The organism is Rhodococcus sp. 05-2254-6, assembly GCF_002258565.1.
Taxonomy (GTDB): Bacteria; Actinomycetota; Actinomycetes; order Mycobacteriales; family Mycobacteriaceae; genus Rhodococcoides.
On sequence record NZ_NOZF01000188.1, the window covers coordinates 20,735 to 35,115 of the forward strand.

Consider the following 14,381-nt stretch of genomic DNA (forward strand, 5'->3'; position numbering starts at 1 on the left):
CGAACTGATCTGGGTGCGATGCATCCTCGCAGCGAAATCGTCGGGCACATCGCTGGCATGTCGCAGCAAGCTGCGCAGATTGATCACCTGTGTTCGACGGTTCGACACCCGTTGCGCCAGTACATACTGATCCCAATATGTCCCGTGCAGCTGCGCCGGCGTCGCCGGTGACCGATCTGCCGAGTCCAAGTATCGAGCGAACGACCGTGCTGCGCCGAGCAATGTCCGTGCCGATGCCAATGTTCGGGCGGACCCGCTCGGCCCGGTTCCTTTCGCGAGCGCTGCGGTAAGCCACTCACGCATCGCCTCCCCAACCGGCAGGTCGGAGAGGTCGAACGTGGTCGGGCGGCCACCACGCTCTGGATGGAAAACGACCCGACAACGGTTGTCCCCCAACGGATCTTGCCGTCCGGGAGACGTGTAGCCCAGGCCGGGCAGCTGGGCTCGACGGCCTTGTGCGCTCACGAGAGCCCTGCATCGGCGAGCGGGTCGGTGATCACCCGAGGGTCGGTTCGGAACAGATCCGTCAGCACCCGGTCCATGGCCGCACCGTGCGCATGCTCGATCAGTAACGAGACGTCCAGATCGCGGAACGGCTCCAGATAGGTGTTCATCGTGGTGGCAACATCGGCGTGCCCGAGAAGCGTCATCACGAAGTACCAGGTGTCACCGAACTGTGCCCGGTAGTCCCTCATCTCCTCGGCATCGAGGTGCGCGAAGCGCCGCTCGTACAACAACCGACCGACCGAGAACCACCGCAAAGCGAACGAGTGCCGCAACATGTGCGCGGTCGCGGCCAACCCGATCAAACCTTCACGCTCGACTCGCCGGTTTGCGGTGACGAACGTGTGCTGCCAACCATGCGGTATCCGCGGCATGCCGTCCTCGTTCACCCACAGCGACGCCGGGCTCAGCCCGCCTGCATCGTCGTGAAACAGATACAGCCGTGCGGCCGGGTCGAGTGCGTCCAACGACACCACGGATTTGGCACCGCCACGGTCACGGAGTTCGAGCCGCCGACCACCGAGCAATCGAACCACGATCCGGCGCTCCAGGATCCGGTCGTAACGGCCCTCCCGACGTGCTCGCCGTACTGCTCGGGCTCGTTCGCCCTCCACATAGGCACGTACGTCAGTCAACGTTTCGCGAGGCATCCAGAACCTGCGACCTCGGCTGCCCTTCGCACAGGCCGCCGCCAACCGGCACGTCGTGAACCCCCGGCTGGCATCGTCGACCGGCAGCTCGACCATCAACACACTCGCCCACTCCGACAACCGCAGCCCCGTTCCGTACAGGCCGTCGGCGAACGCGGTGTCGCGCTGCGCGTTCCGGCCACGCCACCCCTCCGCTTCTCGACCACGCCGGTCCAGACCACGCAATCCGATGTCACGCCATCGCCGGTACCCTGCTGGGTCGAGCCACTTCACGTCACGATCACGCACCACGTGCGGAGTCGCCTGATATGCCTCGGTAGCTATTTCTCTGGGTCGGTGACCGCGGACTGCCACGCGTAGCACCGGATTCGTTACACCATAAGTGCGGTGTGCCCACTCGTAGAACGTGCTGATCGCGACCAGATCCGATCTGACGGTGCCACCTGCAACGCGTACCGGGTTTGCCGCATCGGTCATCCGCCAGAACTTGAACGCATCGATCTGGTCGGAACCTGCCTCGTGCCAACGACATTCGATCGCGTCGAGAAAGCCCACCCACGTCGCGAGTGTGAACGCATACTTGCGGACCGTCCCATGCTTGCAGCTCCGCATCCGGGGCGAAGCGAAGAACTCGTCGACCTCCGGCACACAGTGGCCATCCGTACGCAGCAGAAACGGTTGTCCCGCACGCGTCCCATGCCGGCGGGCCCACTCCGGCAACGAGGGCAACCCTGCAAGCACCGGATCGTCGACGGCATCAGCCGACGAACCGGCTGGATCGCACCAGAACACCTGCCACCGACAAAGATCGACCATTGCGATCCACCGTATCTGCAAGCACCACGCTGGCGGCCCGAAATCAGTCAAATCGATTGCAACAACAACACTTCACTGGCTAGAGACCTTCGGACCGGACTTTGAGCGGCACCCCGTCACGGAAGGATCCTCCAGACGAGCCAGCCACGGTGAGCGCGACGCTGACCAAGACTCTCTGAGGGGGATCGACAACGAGGCGTGTGGGCGGATCGAAAGTGACGGGCCAGTTCTCGTACATCTCGGGGCTCACTGCACGACCGCCAGACCGTGTGGCCGGTGCAGGACGGCCGCGTCGACGCTGCTCGGGATCCACCGCAGGCCCTGTTCGCCGAACGTGGGCGCGGTGAGGGTGTAGCGGCCGGTGCGCTCGGCGATACCGCGCCCGTGCACGGTGGTCTCGAGGGTGATCGACCGGATACGGCCCCTGCCCTGCTCGATTCCGCCGTACGCGACAGGCCGCGAGGAGACTGCCAGGTCGAGACCGGGCATGCGTCCGTTCGTGATCGCGAGAATTCCTGCGTGCGTACGGTTTCGGGCCAACAGGGCACGCGCCCGGGTTGGCGGAACATCGCGTCCGTGCACGGTCGTCACGACCAGATCGAGGCCCTCGATACAGAGGCTCGCAGCGTCGAGGGGGTCTGTTTGGCCTGGGTCGATCAGGTGGATTTTCGACAGGTCGCCGCCCTGCTCGTGGACGGCGAGGAGTCCGAACTTCGACTGCCCGATCAATGCGACGTGGTGGCCGGCCGCGCTGGCTGTAGCGACGAGACCGACGAGGATCGATCCGGCACCAGTAATCGAGATGGCCGTTCCGCGGGCCAGCGCACCGCGTGGGAGGAGTTCCGACAGTGGCGTGGGCACGGGGATGGTGCGCAGGGTCTGTGAACGCACAGGGCCGCTGAGGGTCTGTTCGTCGGCGGGCGGGGCCGTTGGCTGAGATGGGGCGAACAGGGATGCGTCGACGGGCTCGATGGGTGCGTGGACACGTCGTCCGGGGATCGCGGCCATGCTGCGTCGGAGCGCGGCGAGCTGTTCGGCCTTGCCCAAGCCGGTGAGGTCCCCGATTGCGTCGACGGTGGCCATGTGGATCGACCTTTCGCGCGCCGATAGGAACCACCACACCGTATCGAACGCATGTTCGATTGTCGAACGTGCAGGTGGGCGCGTTCAGCGGTGGAGGGTGCGAGTGTCGAGGGCGTCTGCCGTGAAGGTCCAGGCGAGATGCCGGTATAGGTGAAGCGTTCGTTTCACCTGGTCGAGGGCGCTTACGACGGCCGGGTCGCTGGGGTCGCGCCCCTCGTCACGGATGGCTGCGCACTCGTCGTCGTCCATGCTGTGTTGGACGCACAGCGCTGCTTTGTGGTTCCCAGGCAACAATCATTCATGTGAATGACTGGACGAGCTGCGTCGTTCTTTCCGGCATGACGGTGCATCGGTCTTCTCGAGCCTGCGCCGAGGAGTTCCAATCTACGTCTAGTTCGACGCGTCGGCCTCGGGGGCGGTTGCTCCGTCGTAGATCAGGTCGTCCGAGCCGTGGTAGCGGTAAGCACGCTGTCCACTGGGCAGAGTCACCCAGCCCGCCTGGCCGTGATCGGCGTCCGGATCGAAACTACGGTCGTTGGTCATTCAACACTCTCATTCTCCGCAGGCGGGCGCACCACAGTCACCTTGCTCTTGACGACAATCGGGGCATCCGCGGGCCCCTGCAAATGCTCATCGATCCACATGGGTAGATGACGCTTCTGCGATGGATACCAATGCCGACGCCAATGCCCCCGAACGACGTGGCGGTGCGAGAGCTTGCCAGATCCTTCCGACGATGAAGCACTGGATGCAGACCGCGGCTGCCGGTACGACAAATACGTCACCTCACGCATCCGCTTGACTACGCCGTCGTTGTCTCGCATGCGCGCCGACTGCTGGCGGGTGGACTCCACGAACTTGTTGCCTCGCAGCATGTTCACCATCGAGAAGAACGTTCGCGCAACGTAATCCAGGTCATTCATGGCGGTCACGGAATGCGCAGGTTCGTCGGGACCGACGTCCGTGAAACCCGCGCCTCCTGATCGGTTCGGTGCACTGGGCGCAGCATCGAATTCGGCTGGGCTGAGCTGGACCTCGGCGAAAGGAAACACCGGTAGGTAGTCGTTGACGACGCGGTACAACCGGTTTCCGTCAGTAGGAAGTGCCCCGTCGGCCCGCGCCAACCACCACCGCAAAGCAGGAACGGTAAGCATGGCTATCAGGAGAACATCGGTTCCACTTCCACTGTCGCGACCTGTCTCGTTCCACACCAGGACCCGCCCGTGGTCGGGCACTCCATCCGCTGGAGCGAGATAGAGAACTCCTCTGCTCGAGGGAAGATCGGCCACGGTCACAGCAACATCATGGTCTCGATCGGCACTCTGGCCGGCCTCGATCAACGCAGACATCTCCGGCGTCGCATAGTAGGCATACCGGTCCGCCGTCGACGCGCGCAGAAGGAAGTGGCTGTAGTAAAGCATCTGGAACCAACGGAAGGGCTGCAGGCCGACATCGTGCGATTCCGGTTCGTCATCGAGCCAGAAGGGCAAGTGCTTGTGGGGCTCCCGCGCAACAGCTTCGACCGGCAGCTTCGTCATCCGGGACAACCTATGGAGCATCTCGCCCACGTCGGCCGGGTCGGACCGAAACCGGATCACGTCGTAGCCGCCCTTAAGGAATTTTCCCAGGTAGGTCTCCACCGGCCAGGCTGCGGCCTCGATGGCCTCGAGCACAAGGGGCCACCGCGCCGCGGTGACCTTTGCTTCCAGCACCTCGGCGGCCTGACGGCGGATACGCATGTCGACCGAAAATTGTTGCCCTGGAACGAACTCACCGTCGAATCCATCACGGCGAACCCGAGTGCCCTTCGCATTCCGAGGCTTCTGCCCTCTTCTATCCGAACGCCGCGCCAATTTTCCCATCCCGCCCCCTCGTCTACCACTCCATGGCACAAATCCGCATCAACACTCTGACGATATGGACCATCGCAACATTAACTGGCAGTTGTCATTCGGAGTCTGGTGTTGCGGCGGTGACGAGTTCAGTCAAGACCCCGTGGCAATCCTTTGGGTGCAGGAAGTTGATTCGGGACCCCATTGAACCTTGTCTCGGCTCGTCGTAGAGTGCCCGGACGCCCTTACTCCGTATGGCTTCTGTTTCGCCACTCACGTCGTTCGTGCCGAATGCGATGTGGTGGACGCCTTCTCCGTTCTTGGCCAGCCACTTGCCTACTACTGAGTCGTCCCGGGTCGAGCCCAGCAGCTGGAGGTACGAGGCGTAACCGTCCGGGGTCTCGTTGATCTTCAACATCGCTTCACGGATACCCTCCTCCTCGTTCGATTCCAGGTGAGTAACCTCGAATCCATAGGTGGCACTGTAGAATTCGACGGTTTTGTCGAGGTCGAAACAAACAATCCCGATATGGTCAATTCGAGTCAGCATGCCTACAGTCCACCGCATAACTGCTCGCTATGCAACATGCTGACATGACCGAATCCGCTTGTCTGACTGATATTTACAAGATCAGTCAATCTGAACTCTGCCAACAGTCCCTACTTTGCTTGGTTGCCTAGGTCGTCAAATTCAGCCCAACCCTTGACTCGGGCCCAGTTCAAGCCGCTGCGCAGGTGATTTCGTGCCATGCAGGTGTCCCCGTCGATGTCGCAGACTTCGATCACCTAACGGTGGCCCAAAGCTTCGCTGCTTTGCAAAGCGCGGCAGAGGTAATGACTGGAGGAACGATCTGCTCCAGCTCTACGTCATAGGAGATTTTCGCTTGGCCTCAAGGGCTCTAACTACCTCGGCGGCCCCTTCTTGACGGCTGGCGGTAGTCGTCACAATGGGGACGTCGCGTTGACCAAGCTCGATCACGGCCTGGAGTTCGCGAAGTACTGCGTGGACTCCGTTCTGATCTGCCTTGTTTACGACGTAGAGGTCGGCGATTTCCAGAACACCAGCCTTGGCCATTTGGATGCCGTCACCTGCTCCAGGCGCTAGAACAACGATGGTGTCGTCCGCGATTGATGCGATTTCCACCTCTGACTGCCCGGTTCCGACCGTCTCGATCAAGATCCTGTCAAATTCGATCTCAGACAGGATCGCGATCATTGTCCTGGCCGTGGCCGAAAGTCCTCCGAGATGGCCACGACTGGACACTGACCGAATGAAAACTCCGGGATCATCTGAGTGCTCCTGCATACGGATGCGGTCACCGAGGAGCGCACCGCCGGTTATCGGCGATGACGGATCAAAGCAGAGCACTGCCACGCGCTGACCCCGCTTGCGGTACTCGGCGATAAGACATGAAATCAACGTCGACTTTCCGACACCAGGAGGACCTGTCAAGCCAATCACCGTACAGGCGGTTCGGGGGTGGTCCGGTGCAGCCGGAGAGATGACGTCAACCTCAGTGATGGCGTAGTTCTCCGCGCGAGTCATTAGTTGCGCCAGCGCCCTGATATTGCCTTGCCGTGCAGACTCCAAGGTCTGACAGTTCTGGTGCCTCGTCACTCCGTCTCCTTGAGCGGATGTAGGTTCGTTTGTGCCCAACGGGTGATCTCCTGAAGGGAATCCCGAGAGGTAAAGACCCGGAGCACTCCCATTTCAGCGAGCTTGCGTGCGTCTCCAGGTGGAATGACGCCGCCACAGAAGATGGGTATCTCCATCGCGTTATTCTCGGCCAACAGCTCGATTACGCGGGGTACCAGTTCCATGTGAGCGCCCGATAGCAGTGACAGACCGACAGCGTCGGCACCCTCTTCCAAAGTGGTGCGGACGATTTGCTCGGGTGTCTGACGCAATCCGGTGTAGATAACTTCCATGCCGGCATCACGAAGTGCGCGCGCCACCACTTTGGCACCGCGATCGTGGCCATCCAGCCCAGGTTTGGCAACCACCACTCGGACACGATGCACGCGGCCTTCGGCCTTTCCTGCGTCGAAGCTCGGGTTCGGAGCTGTCATGCCGTCACCAGCGGTGTGATCCGCGCCTCGCCGATCCGGGAACGCAGGTCGACGTCGGTGACACCGAGCCCACTCGAGGGTGCTAGGCAAAGTATGCCAACTTTGCCGAGGTGCTCGTTTAGTTGAATCCTGCGTGCGGCTTCTGGTGTCTCTTGAAACGGGTGCACTTCAGACAACATAGGTTGCACTTGGCCGCGCTGGATGAGGCGGTTCGTCTGCCACTGCTCGTACAAATTCGCCCCGTGGCTGCCTACTATTCTTTTCAGGCGCATCCACAAGTAGCGGTTGTCGAACGTGTGTTGGTAACCCGTGCTCGATCCACAGGTGACGATTGTGCCGCCGCGGCGGGCCACGAATACCGAGAGGCCGAAGGTCTCGCGGCCAACGTGCTCGAAGACGATGTTCGGATCCTCTCCGATCTCTCGCCTGATGATCTTGCCCAGCAGTTTTCCTGCCGCGACGGTGGCGTCCGGGTCAGCGGAAATCTCACCGATCTCGCGCCGATCGATGACCAGCTCACAGCCAAGCTTGCGGGCGACCTCGGCTTTTGCGTCCGAGCTGACTATGCCGATTGGTATGCCGCCGCCGTTGCGGACGAATTGCACGGCGTAGCCACCGAGGCCACCCGCCGCGCCCCAAATGAGGACTACATCGCCTTGACGCATGTTGGCACCGCGCTCGCTGACGAGCATCCGGTAGGCCGTTCCCGCGCACAATGGGTTGCTGGCAGCCTCTTCCCAGGTGAGGTGCGCTGCCTTGGGTAGTAATTGACTCGCGCGGACGACCGCATAGTCAGCGAGGCCTCCGAAGTTTGTCTCAAACCCCCATGCTCGCTGCTCGTGGCCGAGCATGCCGTCGTGATGGGTGAGCGGTTCCTGGTCATCGACATGAGCCGTCCCTACGGCGACATGGTCCCCGACCTTCCACTTGCGCACACCGGCCCCGACGCGCACGATCACCCCGGCTGCGTCCGACCCCAGTACGTGGTACGGCTGGTCGTGACGAGAGGCCCAGCCGCCCTGTTTTGCGTAGTGCCGCAGGAAGTTGAAAGTGGGGATCGGCTCGAAGGTAGCGGACCAGATTGTGTTGTAGTTCATCGCCGCTGCCATAACAGCGACCAACACCTCATCAGGAGCAAGTTCCGGCATGGGCACACTGCCGAGGTGAATCGACTTTCGAACGTCTTTGTCCTCGACGCCGGCGAAAATCTGGATGTCTTCTACATCTAGGTAGGCGGCGTTGTATTCAGGTGGGACGGGAAGGCTCTCAAGTACGTCCGGAGAGGCACCCGCGATTACAGCTTCAGAGAGTTCGTTCATTGTCATCCTTGTTCGTCGGTAGGGTGTCGGTACAGGTGATTTTGATACGTCCAGGCAGATCACTGGCGTGCAGAAAAGTCCGCAGATGTGCTCGGATTTCTCGTGCGCTCGGGACATTGCGAGTTGGTCCAGACACACTGAGCACCGCGGTGTCGGTACGGCCCCTCACCAGCTGCACTTCCGCCTCTCGTACCCAAGTGTGGGTTCGGGCGACGCGGGCGACTGCGGAGGCATCAATGAGGCTTCGGGTGCGGATCCACCGACCCTCCCGAGGTCCTAGGTGTCGCATCTCGCCGTCTGCCGCGACGTACCCACAGTCGTCGGTGCAAACCTCGCGGCCGTCGGCGAGATGAACCCAGATCGTGCCCGCTATACAACAGGGCAGTAACTGTTCCGACCGGCCACGCACGGTGAATCTCACACCGTCCGATGGCATCAAGCGCGGAGGGTGGGGAGCGTCGTCGTTACATAGTGTCCCCGCGCGGACGCCAGCACAGATGTACGGGGTCCCCGCGCCGGCTGCTCGGGGCCGGACTTTGCTCGTAGAGCTGACCAAGGATGTTTCTCGGTCTGAAGCGAGATCTGTGACAGCAGTGCGAAAATCGGCAAGAAATATTTCTGCTTCCGCTGCACCCATCAGATCCTGGCGATAGTCGAGCCGCACCCGGCACTGCGGCCAGTGCGCACGGATCTGCAGCGTTCTGGCCAAAGCAGCGTTTGTGTTTGGCGTGAAAAACTCCCACTCCGAACGTAGGCCGGGGATTTCCAGGTCAAGTTGGGCTGGCGGACGGGGAAATGACAGGCCGAGCTCAGTACTGAGCCGAGCGAGGGGTCTGCCGGGCACACCGGACACCAGGTCCACGAACGGGACGCGGCGATAGCGAGCCAAGTGTGTGAGCGCCCGGCGGGCCGAGGCAACGGATTTTTCCGTCGCCATCTGGCGGGAGGTTTCGATGGATACGGGGACCACGTTGGTTTGCAAGCCGGCGACATGTCCGGTGTGTTCGTCACTGACGTCCGAAGCCACAGACAACACCGGATCAATGTTGTCGTAAGCCGTCATTTGTCGAGTGAGCGCTGCGAAAAGCATCGTGAATGTGCTCACCTGCAGGTTTTGAGCGATCGCGCGAAGGGCGGCAACCGCTGAGGGCTCCAGTTCGATTGTCGGCGAGGCAGCAATGGACCGCTGCCCCAGACGGCCGCCCTCGGGAAGTGTCAAGGGCATCCGTTTGTCGATAGCAGTACGCCAAAATTCGATGGCCTCCGCGGTGACTGCCTCCGTGGCAACGGGCGTACTGGGCGCGGCCAGCGGCGTCGGATTCACTTGATGGCCGATTCTCAGTTTCCCCAGATAGTTCGAGAAATCGCGGGCGACAATAAACTTGCTGCGCCCGTCAAAGCCGGCGTGATGAGCCTCGAAGACCATCGAGCAGCGGTTGGGAGCATGGGTTAGAAGTTGGAAACGAATTGGTGCCTCGGTGGCTAGGTCCCAGCGCTTGTCCTGTTCGCGCTGCTTGCACCATTCTCGGACCGCCGCCGACTCGGAGCCGTCTTCGCATGGGATAGTGGCGCGCTCGAAAGAACATGCCTCAAGTGCCGGCAGGACGCACTGGCGCAACTGTCCCCGCACAAGCCGCAGCACCGACCGCAGCGGCTCGTGTCGTTCAAGCACGGCGCGCGCAGCGGCCTCGAGGTGATGCTCGTCAAGTACACCGCGAAAGGTCGCCACGAAATATCCGCCGCCACTAATCGAGGGATCAATCGTGGCTTCGGCCCAGAGTGCGTATTGGCCCGCATCGGCGGGCCTATCGTGCAGGATTGTGGTCATTCGTCACCGCCCTGACTGTGTCGGCGACGCCGCCGGCAGTCATCTGCGATGAGCTCAGCGACTCTCTCACGATTAACCTTCCCGCTGGGGGTCCTGGGCAGTTCGGGCAGTTCCGTCACCGAAACAGGGACCGAAACCTCGGGCAGTACCTTGCGTAGTCGCTTAAGAGCGTTGGCCTCGACTGGGCCGGTGCAGCCCTCACGAAGGACTACTGCGGCGCGCAGGCTGGCATGGCCGGACTTAGTCACCACCATGACCGTCGCCGCTGCAGCGAAGTCGGGAGCTGTTAGCAACTGCGCATCGATTTCTAGGAGATCAACGCGGATTCCCCGCACTTTGATCTGGCTGTCCATTCGGGATAGGAAGCGCAAGCCGCTGTCTGTCAGCTCCACCAGGTCACCGGTACGGAAGGCTCGGGTGTTACCGGCTGGTGAGGGAAGGATGCTGACGTAGCGCTCCACTGTCAGCTCGGGACGCCCCAGATATCCATCCGACAATGGATTTCCGGATACGAGAAGCTCTCCGATGTTCGGAGTTTCTGGAACTTCCGGCGCGATGAGTAGTTCGCATCCCGGCAGGGGTTCGCCGATTGGTGGCAGATTGGGCCAGGCATACGGATCGGGCCCCAGGATGTGCGAGGTCACCATGGCGGATTCGCTTTGTCCGTAGTGGTTGACCAGCCGGCAGCCGGGCATACATGCGAACATTGCGCGAATATCTTCCGAGCACACTACTTGCTCACCGGCGGTATTTACCTCGACCAAGCACAGTTGCGCCAGCATGTCCCGCTGGGCCGTCACTGCCAGCATCTGCAACGCAACGAATGGGACGAACAGCCGCTCGATTCGTTGATCGGAGAGCCATCGAAGCAATTGGGCTGGTTCACGGCGTAGCTTCTCCGGCATGATCGCAAGCGTGCCGCCGCCGCACAGCGTGCCCAATATCTCCTGGAACGAGACGTCGAAATTTAGCGGGGCGAACTGTGCGGTGCGTAGTTCGGGGTGGGGTGAGTGGGATGTTTGCCAATCGACCATTGTGTCGATGCAGAGATGGTTCAGCGCTACGCCCTTCGGCCAGCCGGTCGATCCGGATGTGTAGATGATGTAGACCGGAAGTGCGGCATCGCACGCGACGGCGCGCAGGTCGATCGGTTGGGTTACTCCGGGGGGCAGCCCGATGTCGACCAGCGGGGCGTGGTGGTTCACACGTGATCGCGTGGTGGCGATTAGGGCGCGAGGTGCGCAGTCATCCACCATGAACTGAATCCGTTCCACGGGGTACTCGGGGTCCAACGGGACGTACGTCGCTCCATGCAGCAGCACCCCGAGTAATGCAGCGACTGCACCCGCGCCTCGCGGAAGCGATACCGCAACCCGGTCTCCTACGTTCACGCCGGCCAGCGTCAAGTTGGACGACACCGTTTGCGCCCAAGCTGCCAGTTCTCCGTAGGTGTACGAACGATCGGCGTCGACTACAGCCGTACGCCCCGGATCGTGGGTGACACGGCGAACAAATCCAGTTAAGTGACAATCGGGTGTCGCCGGACCTCCCCACAGTGACTTGAATTTTGGGGCGGTCATGCATCTTCTCCCCGCGGCGCTACCCCTGCTAGTTCTTCATCAACGGCCTCCACGAATTCTTCGATGGTGGGGTTGTTAAAAATTAGATGCAATTCCGCTTGCAGCCCATACTCCCGCTGGATAAGGGCAAGGATTTTCGCGGCCGTGAGCGAATCACCGCCCAAATCGAAGAAATTGTCATCGAGCGTGAGATTTTCTTCGCCGAGAGCCCGTTCCCAGAAACTCGTAATAGTGGTAGCCATCCGTTGTTTGCTCATATTTCTCTGCTCCCCATCCGAGTGGTCAGTTGGCTGCACCCTTGAGTGTGTTTGGGTACGGGATTGACCCGGACTGCTGCTGCTCCGGTTAGATGCGGTCATTTCGATTCGAGCCCTTCTGCCACCGCCCGTTGCATTTGGCCGATGCTGGCCCGAGCCCGTGCTGCTGCGATCATCGAATTCATGACATTGCGGCCCGCGGCCACGTCATCGGTCACAGCACGTAGTTCTGCGCTACAAACCCCGCGCTCGAAGGGACGGCGGCGGCCCGGTACGACACCCGAACGCAGTTGCCTTTCAGTGAGCCACTCCTCTTCTTCGGAACTCTCGGCTTCGACGACGCCGACGACGGGGCCGCGGGTGGCGTAGGCCATGTCGTCAATGCGCGATTCCAGCCAGCCACTGCGCAGACAGTCCAACAAGCCACCATGGGCAGCGATGTCATCTAGCCACCCCGTAGCCTCTGCTTCGATTTCATCGGCGATGCGAGCTATTGCCTCGGACCCGCCGAGGGGGTCGACGTATCTGGCTAGATCGGTTTCCTTCAAGATGATCTGCTGAATCCTCAGCGCAATGCGTGCCGATAGCTGCCCAGGCGTTTGTTCGGCCTCGTCGAAGCCGCACACATGCAGAGACTGCACCCCGCCGAGGACGGCCGCTACGGCCTGAATGGTCGTACGCGCGATGTTGTTGAGCGGTTCGGAGGCGGCGAGAGCGGAGCCGAAAGTATTGACCTGAACACGCATGCGGCTCGACTTCGCGTCAGCAGCGCCGAAGAGGTCCACCATGCGGCGGGCATACATCCTGCGTAGGACACGGAACTTGGCCGCCTCGGCAAGAACCTCCATATGGGTCCCAAAGATGAAGCTGAGCCGGGGTGCGACCTCGTCGACGGTAAACCCCCGCTCCAGCATCCCTTGCAAGTACGTCTCCGCATCAGCGATGCCGAGCGCCACTTCCATTGCTCGGCTCGCACCGGCTTCACGGGCGTGTCCACCCGAGATCGATACCGGATTGACCTTGGGCAAGTTGCGTATGCAGTACTCGATAACGTCTAACGAGAAGCGGAAGCTGTCGTCCAAGTCGAACACGAACGCCTTGCGAGCCGCGTGCTCTTTCAGCATTTCGTTCTGCAAAGTGCCACGTAATAGCGCAGGGTTGACGCCTGATTCTTCGGCAACCACGATCCATAGGGCCAAGATCATCGGTGCGGTCGCATTGATGGTGAAAGAGACTGACACCTGATCCAGCGGTATTCCGTCGAACACTGCGGCCAAGTCGTCGACGGTGGACACCGAGACCCCGGCGCGACCGACCTCACCGGCAGCCGTTGGATCGTCCGGGTCGAGTCCGAGCTGGGTGGGCAGGTCGAAAGCCAACGAAAGACCTGTCTCGCCTTGGTCGAGGAGATAATGGAACCGCCTATTGGTGTCTACGCCGTCGCCAAGCCCAGCCAATTGCCTGATCGTCCATGGCCTAGACACATAGCCCTTGGGATGAATACCTGCCTCATAAGGAAACTCGCCTGGTTTACTCATAATCGTCGCCTTCCAGTTCTGCACGCAGCCGGTCGCCGTAGGCGTCCAACGCATCGGGACTCAACATGTCGTTGTGTTCGCACTCCACTGCGATCTCCGTGACTGGACGAGCGATAAAACGTGTCCAGTCTCTTGAATAACCTGGATCGCGTTCGTGATCGCTTCCCTGGAACACCACAGCGCCGCCCCCGAATAGGTCCGGTGTGTGGCCGTGCCAGAGGTCAGAATTGAATCGGAGATTGCGAACGACGTGGCTGATCATCCAAGCTGGCGGAATAGCTGCGCCGAGTGACGAATGAGTTTCCAGCCATTCCGTGGCCTGCTCGTAAGAGGTCAATTCTTTCAGATCGGGCAGGTCGACGTTCTTGGACACGAAATGCCGCAGGACGTCGGTCTCATTGAAATCCGCGTCTGGCGAGCGTGTCGTACCGGGTTCTACTAGAGCTGCGTCCAACAGTATTAGCCGACGTACGTGCGCCCCTCTCCGTTCCAGCACGGTAGCCATCTGGTGGGCGACGACACCACCGAAGGACCATCCCAGCAGGTCGTAGGGCCCATCGGGCTGGACTGACTGGACGAGGTCGGCATACTCGCCGGCCATTTCGCGGACCGTACGCGGACGTTCGCCGTCGACGGTTTGCTGAATAGCGAATATTGGGCGCTGCACGATGCTTCCCAAGGCGCGGTACGCCCAGCTGACGCCCCCACCAGGGTGTATGCAGAAAAGTGGACGCCCTGGCCCTCGGCACAACTTCACGACCTGAGGTATCTCGTCGGAACTGGACCAGTTGAAGAGTTGTTTGCTCAGGCCCGCTACGGTGGGGGCTTCCATGAGTGCACGGACGCTGATTTCACAGTCGAAGGTTTCCTGCACGGCGGCTACGACACGCATCGCAGAGAGCGA

Annotated in this window: 13 protein-coding genes; all 13 read right to left on the bottom strand. The window is 61.3% G+C overall.

Going from position 1 to position 14,381, the window contains the following annotated elements:
• Positions 1–461 precede the first annotated feature (461 nt).
• Positions 462–1,970, bottom strand: a complete 1,509-nt coding sequence (locus tag CH256_RS26435) for a hypothetical protein (protein WP_141216646.1) — start codon at positions 1,968–1,970, stop codon at positions 462–464.
• Positions 1,971–2,216: 246 nt separating this feature from the next.
• Positions 2,217–3,053, bottom strand: a complete 837-nt coding sequence (locus tag CH256_RS26440; protein WP_015586180.1) for a hypothetical protein — start codon at positions 3,051–3,053, stop codon at positions 2,217–2,219.
• A gap of 390 nt (positions 3,054–3,443) precedes the next feature.
• Complete coding sequence (locus CH256_RS28270; protein WP_155289037.1) at positions 3,444–3,596, bottom strand: hypothetical protein; 153 nt, start codon at positions 3,594–3,596, stop codon at positions 3,444–3,446.
• On the bottom strand, positions 3,593–4,792 hold the full coding sequence (locus tag CH256_RS26450) for a hypothetical protein (RefSeq protein ID WP_032375849.1): 1,200 nt from the start codon (positions 4,790–4,792) through the stop codon (positions 3,593–3,595). The genes CH256_RS28270 and CH256_RS26450 overlap by 4 nt, the downstream gene beginning before the upstream one ends.
• Positions 4,793–5,000: 208 nt before the next feature.
• Positions 5,001–5,435 carry a methylmalonyl-CoA epimerase gene (gene mce / locus CH256_RS26455; protein WP_015586177.1) on the bottom strand — a complete coding sequence of 145 codons (435 nt, stop codon included), beginning with the start codon at positions 5,433–5,435 and terminating at the stop codon, positions 5,001–5,003.
• 312 nt (positions 5,436–5,747) lie between these two features.
• Positions 5,748–6,503: a methylmalonyl Co-A mutase-associated GTPase MeaB gene (meaB, locus tag CH256_RS26460; RefSeq protein ID WP_015586176.1), complete on the bottom strand. Its 756-nt coding sequence runs from the start codon at positions 6,501–6,503 to the stop codon at positions 5,748–5,750.
• Complete coding sequence (locus CH256_RS26465) at positions 6,500–6,955, bottom strand: cobalamin B12-binding domain-containing protein (RefSeq protein WP_015586175.1); 456 nt, start codon at positions 6,953–6,955, stop codon at positions 6,500–6,502. Before CH256_RS26465 ends, meaB begins: the two co-directional genes overlap by 4 nt.
• Entirely contained in the window at positions 6,952–8,274 is a 1,323-nt protein-coding gene (gene ccrA / locus CH256_RS26470; RefSeq protein ID WP_015586174.1) for a crotonyl-CoA carboxylase/reductase, read from the bottom strand. Before ccrA ends, CH256_RS26465 begins: the two co-directional genes overlap by 4 nt.
• Positions 8,258–10,102 carry a condensation domain-containing protein gene (locus tag CH256_RS26475; protein ID WP_015586173.1) on the bottom strand — a complete coding sequence of 615 codons (1,845 nt, stop codon included), beginning with the start codon at positions 10,100–10,102 and terminating at the stop codon, positions 8,258–8,260. Before CH256_RS26475 ends, ccrA begins: the two co-directional genes overlap by 17 nt.
• A complete protein-coding gene (locus CH256_RS26480; protein WP_015586172.1) occupies positions 10,099–11,682 on the bottom strand; it encodes an AMP-binding protein in 1,584 nt (527 codons plus the stop codon). The genes CH256_RS26475 and CH256_RS26480 overlap by 4 nt, the downstream gene beginning before the upstream one ends.
• Positions 11,679–11,939, bottom strand: coding sequence for a phosphopantetheine-binding protein (locus CH256_RS26485; protein ID WP_032382025.1), 261 nt, complete (start codon positions 11,937–11,939; stop codon positions 11,679–11,681). Before CH256_RS26485 ends, CH256_RS26480 begins: the two co-directional genes overlap by 4 nt.
• A gap of 98 nt (positions 11,940–12,037) precedes the next feature.
• A complete protein-coding gene (locus CH256_RS26490) occupies positions 12,038–13,501 on the bottom strand; it encodes a methylmalonyl-CoA mutase family protein (protein ID WP_032364855.1) in 1,464 nt (487 codons plus the stop codon).
• Positions 13,470–14,381: thioesterase domain-containing protein (locus CH256_RS26495; RefSeq protein WP_141215049.1), on the bottom strand; the 912-nt coding region annotated here is incomplete at its 5' end. The genes CH256_RS26490 and CH256_RS26495, both read right to left, overlap by 32 nt.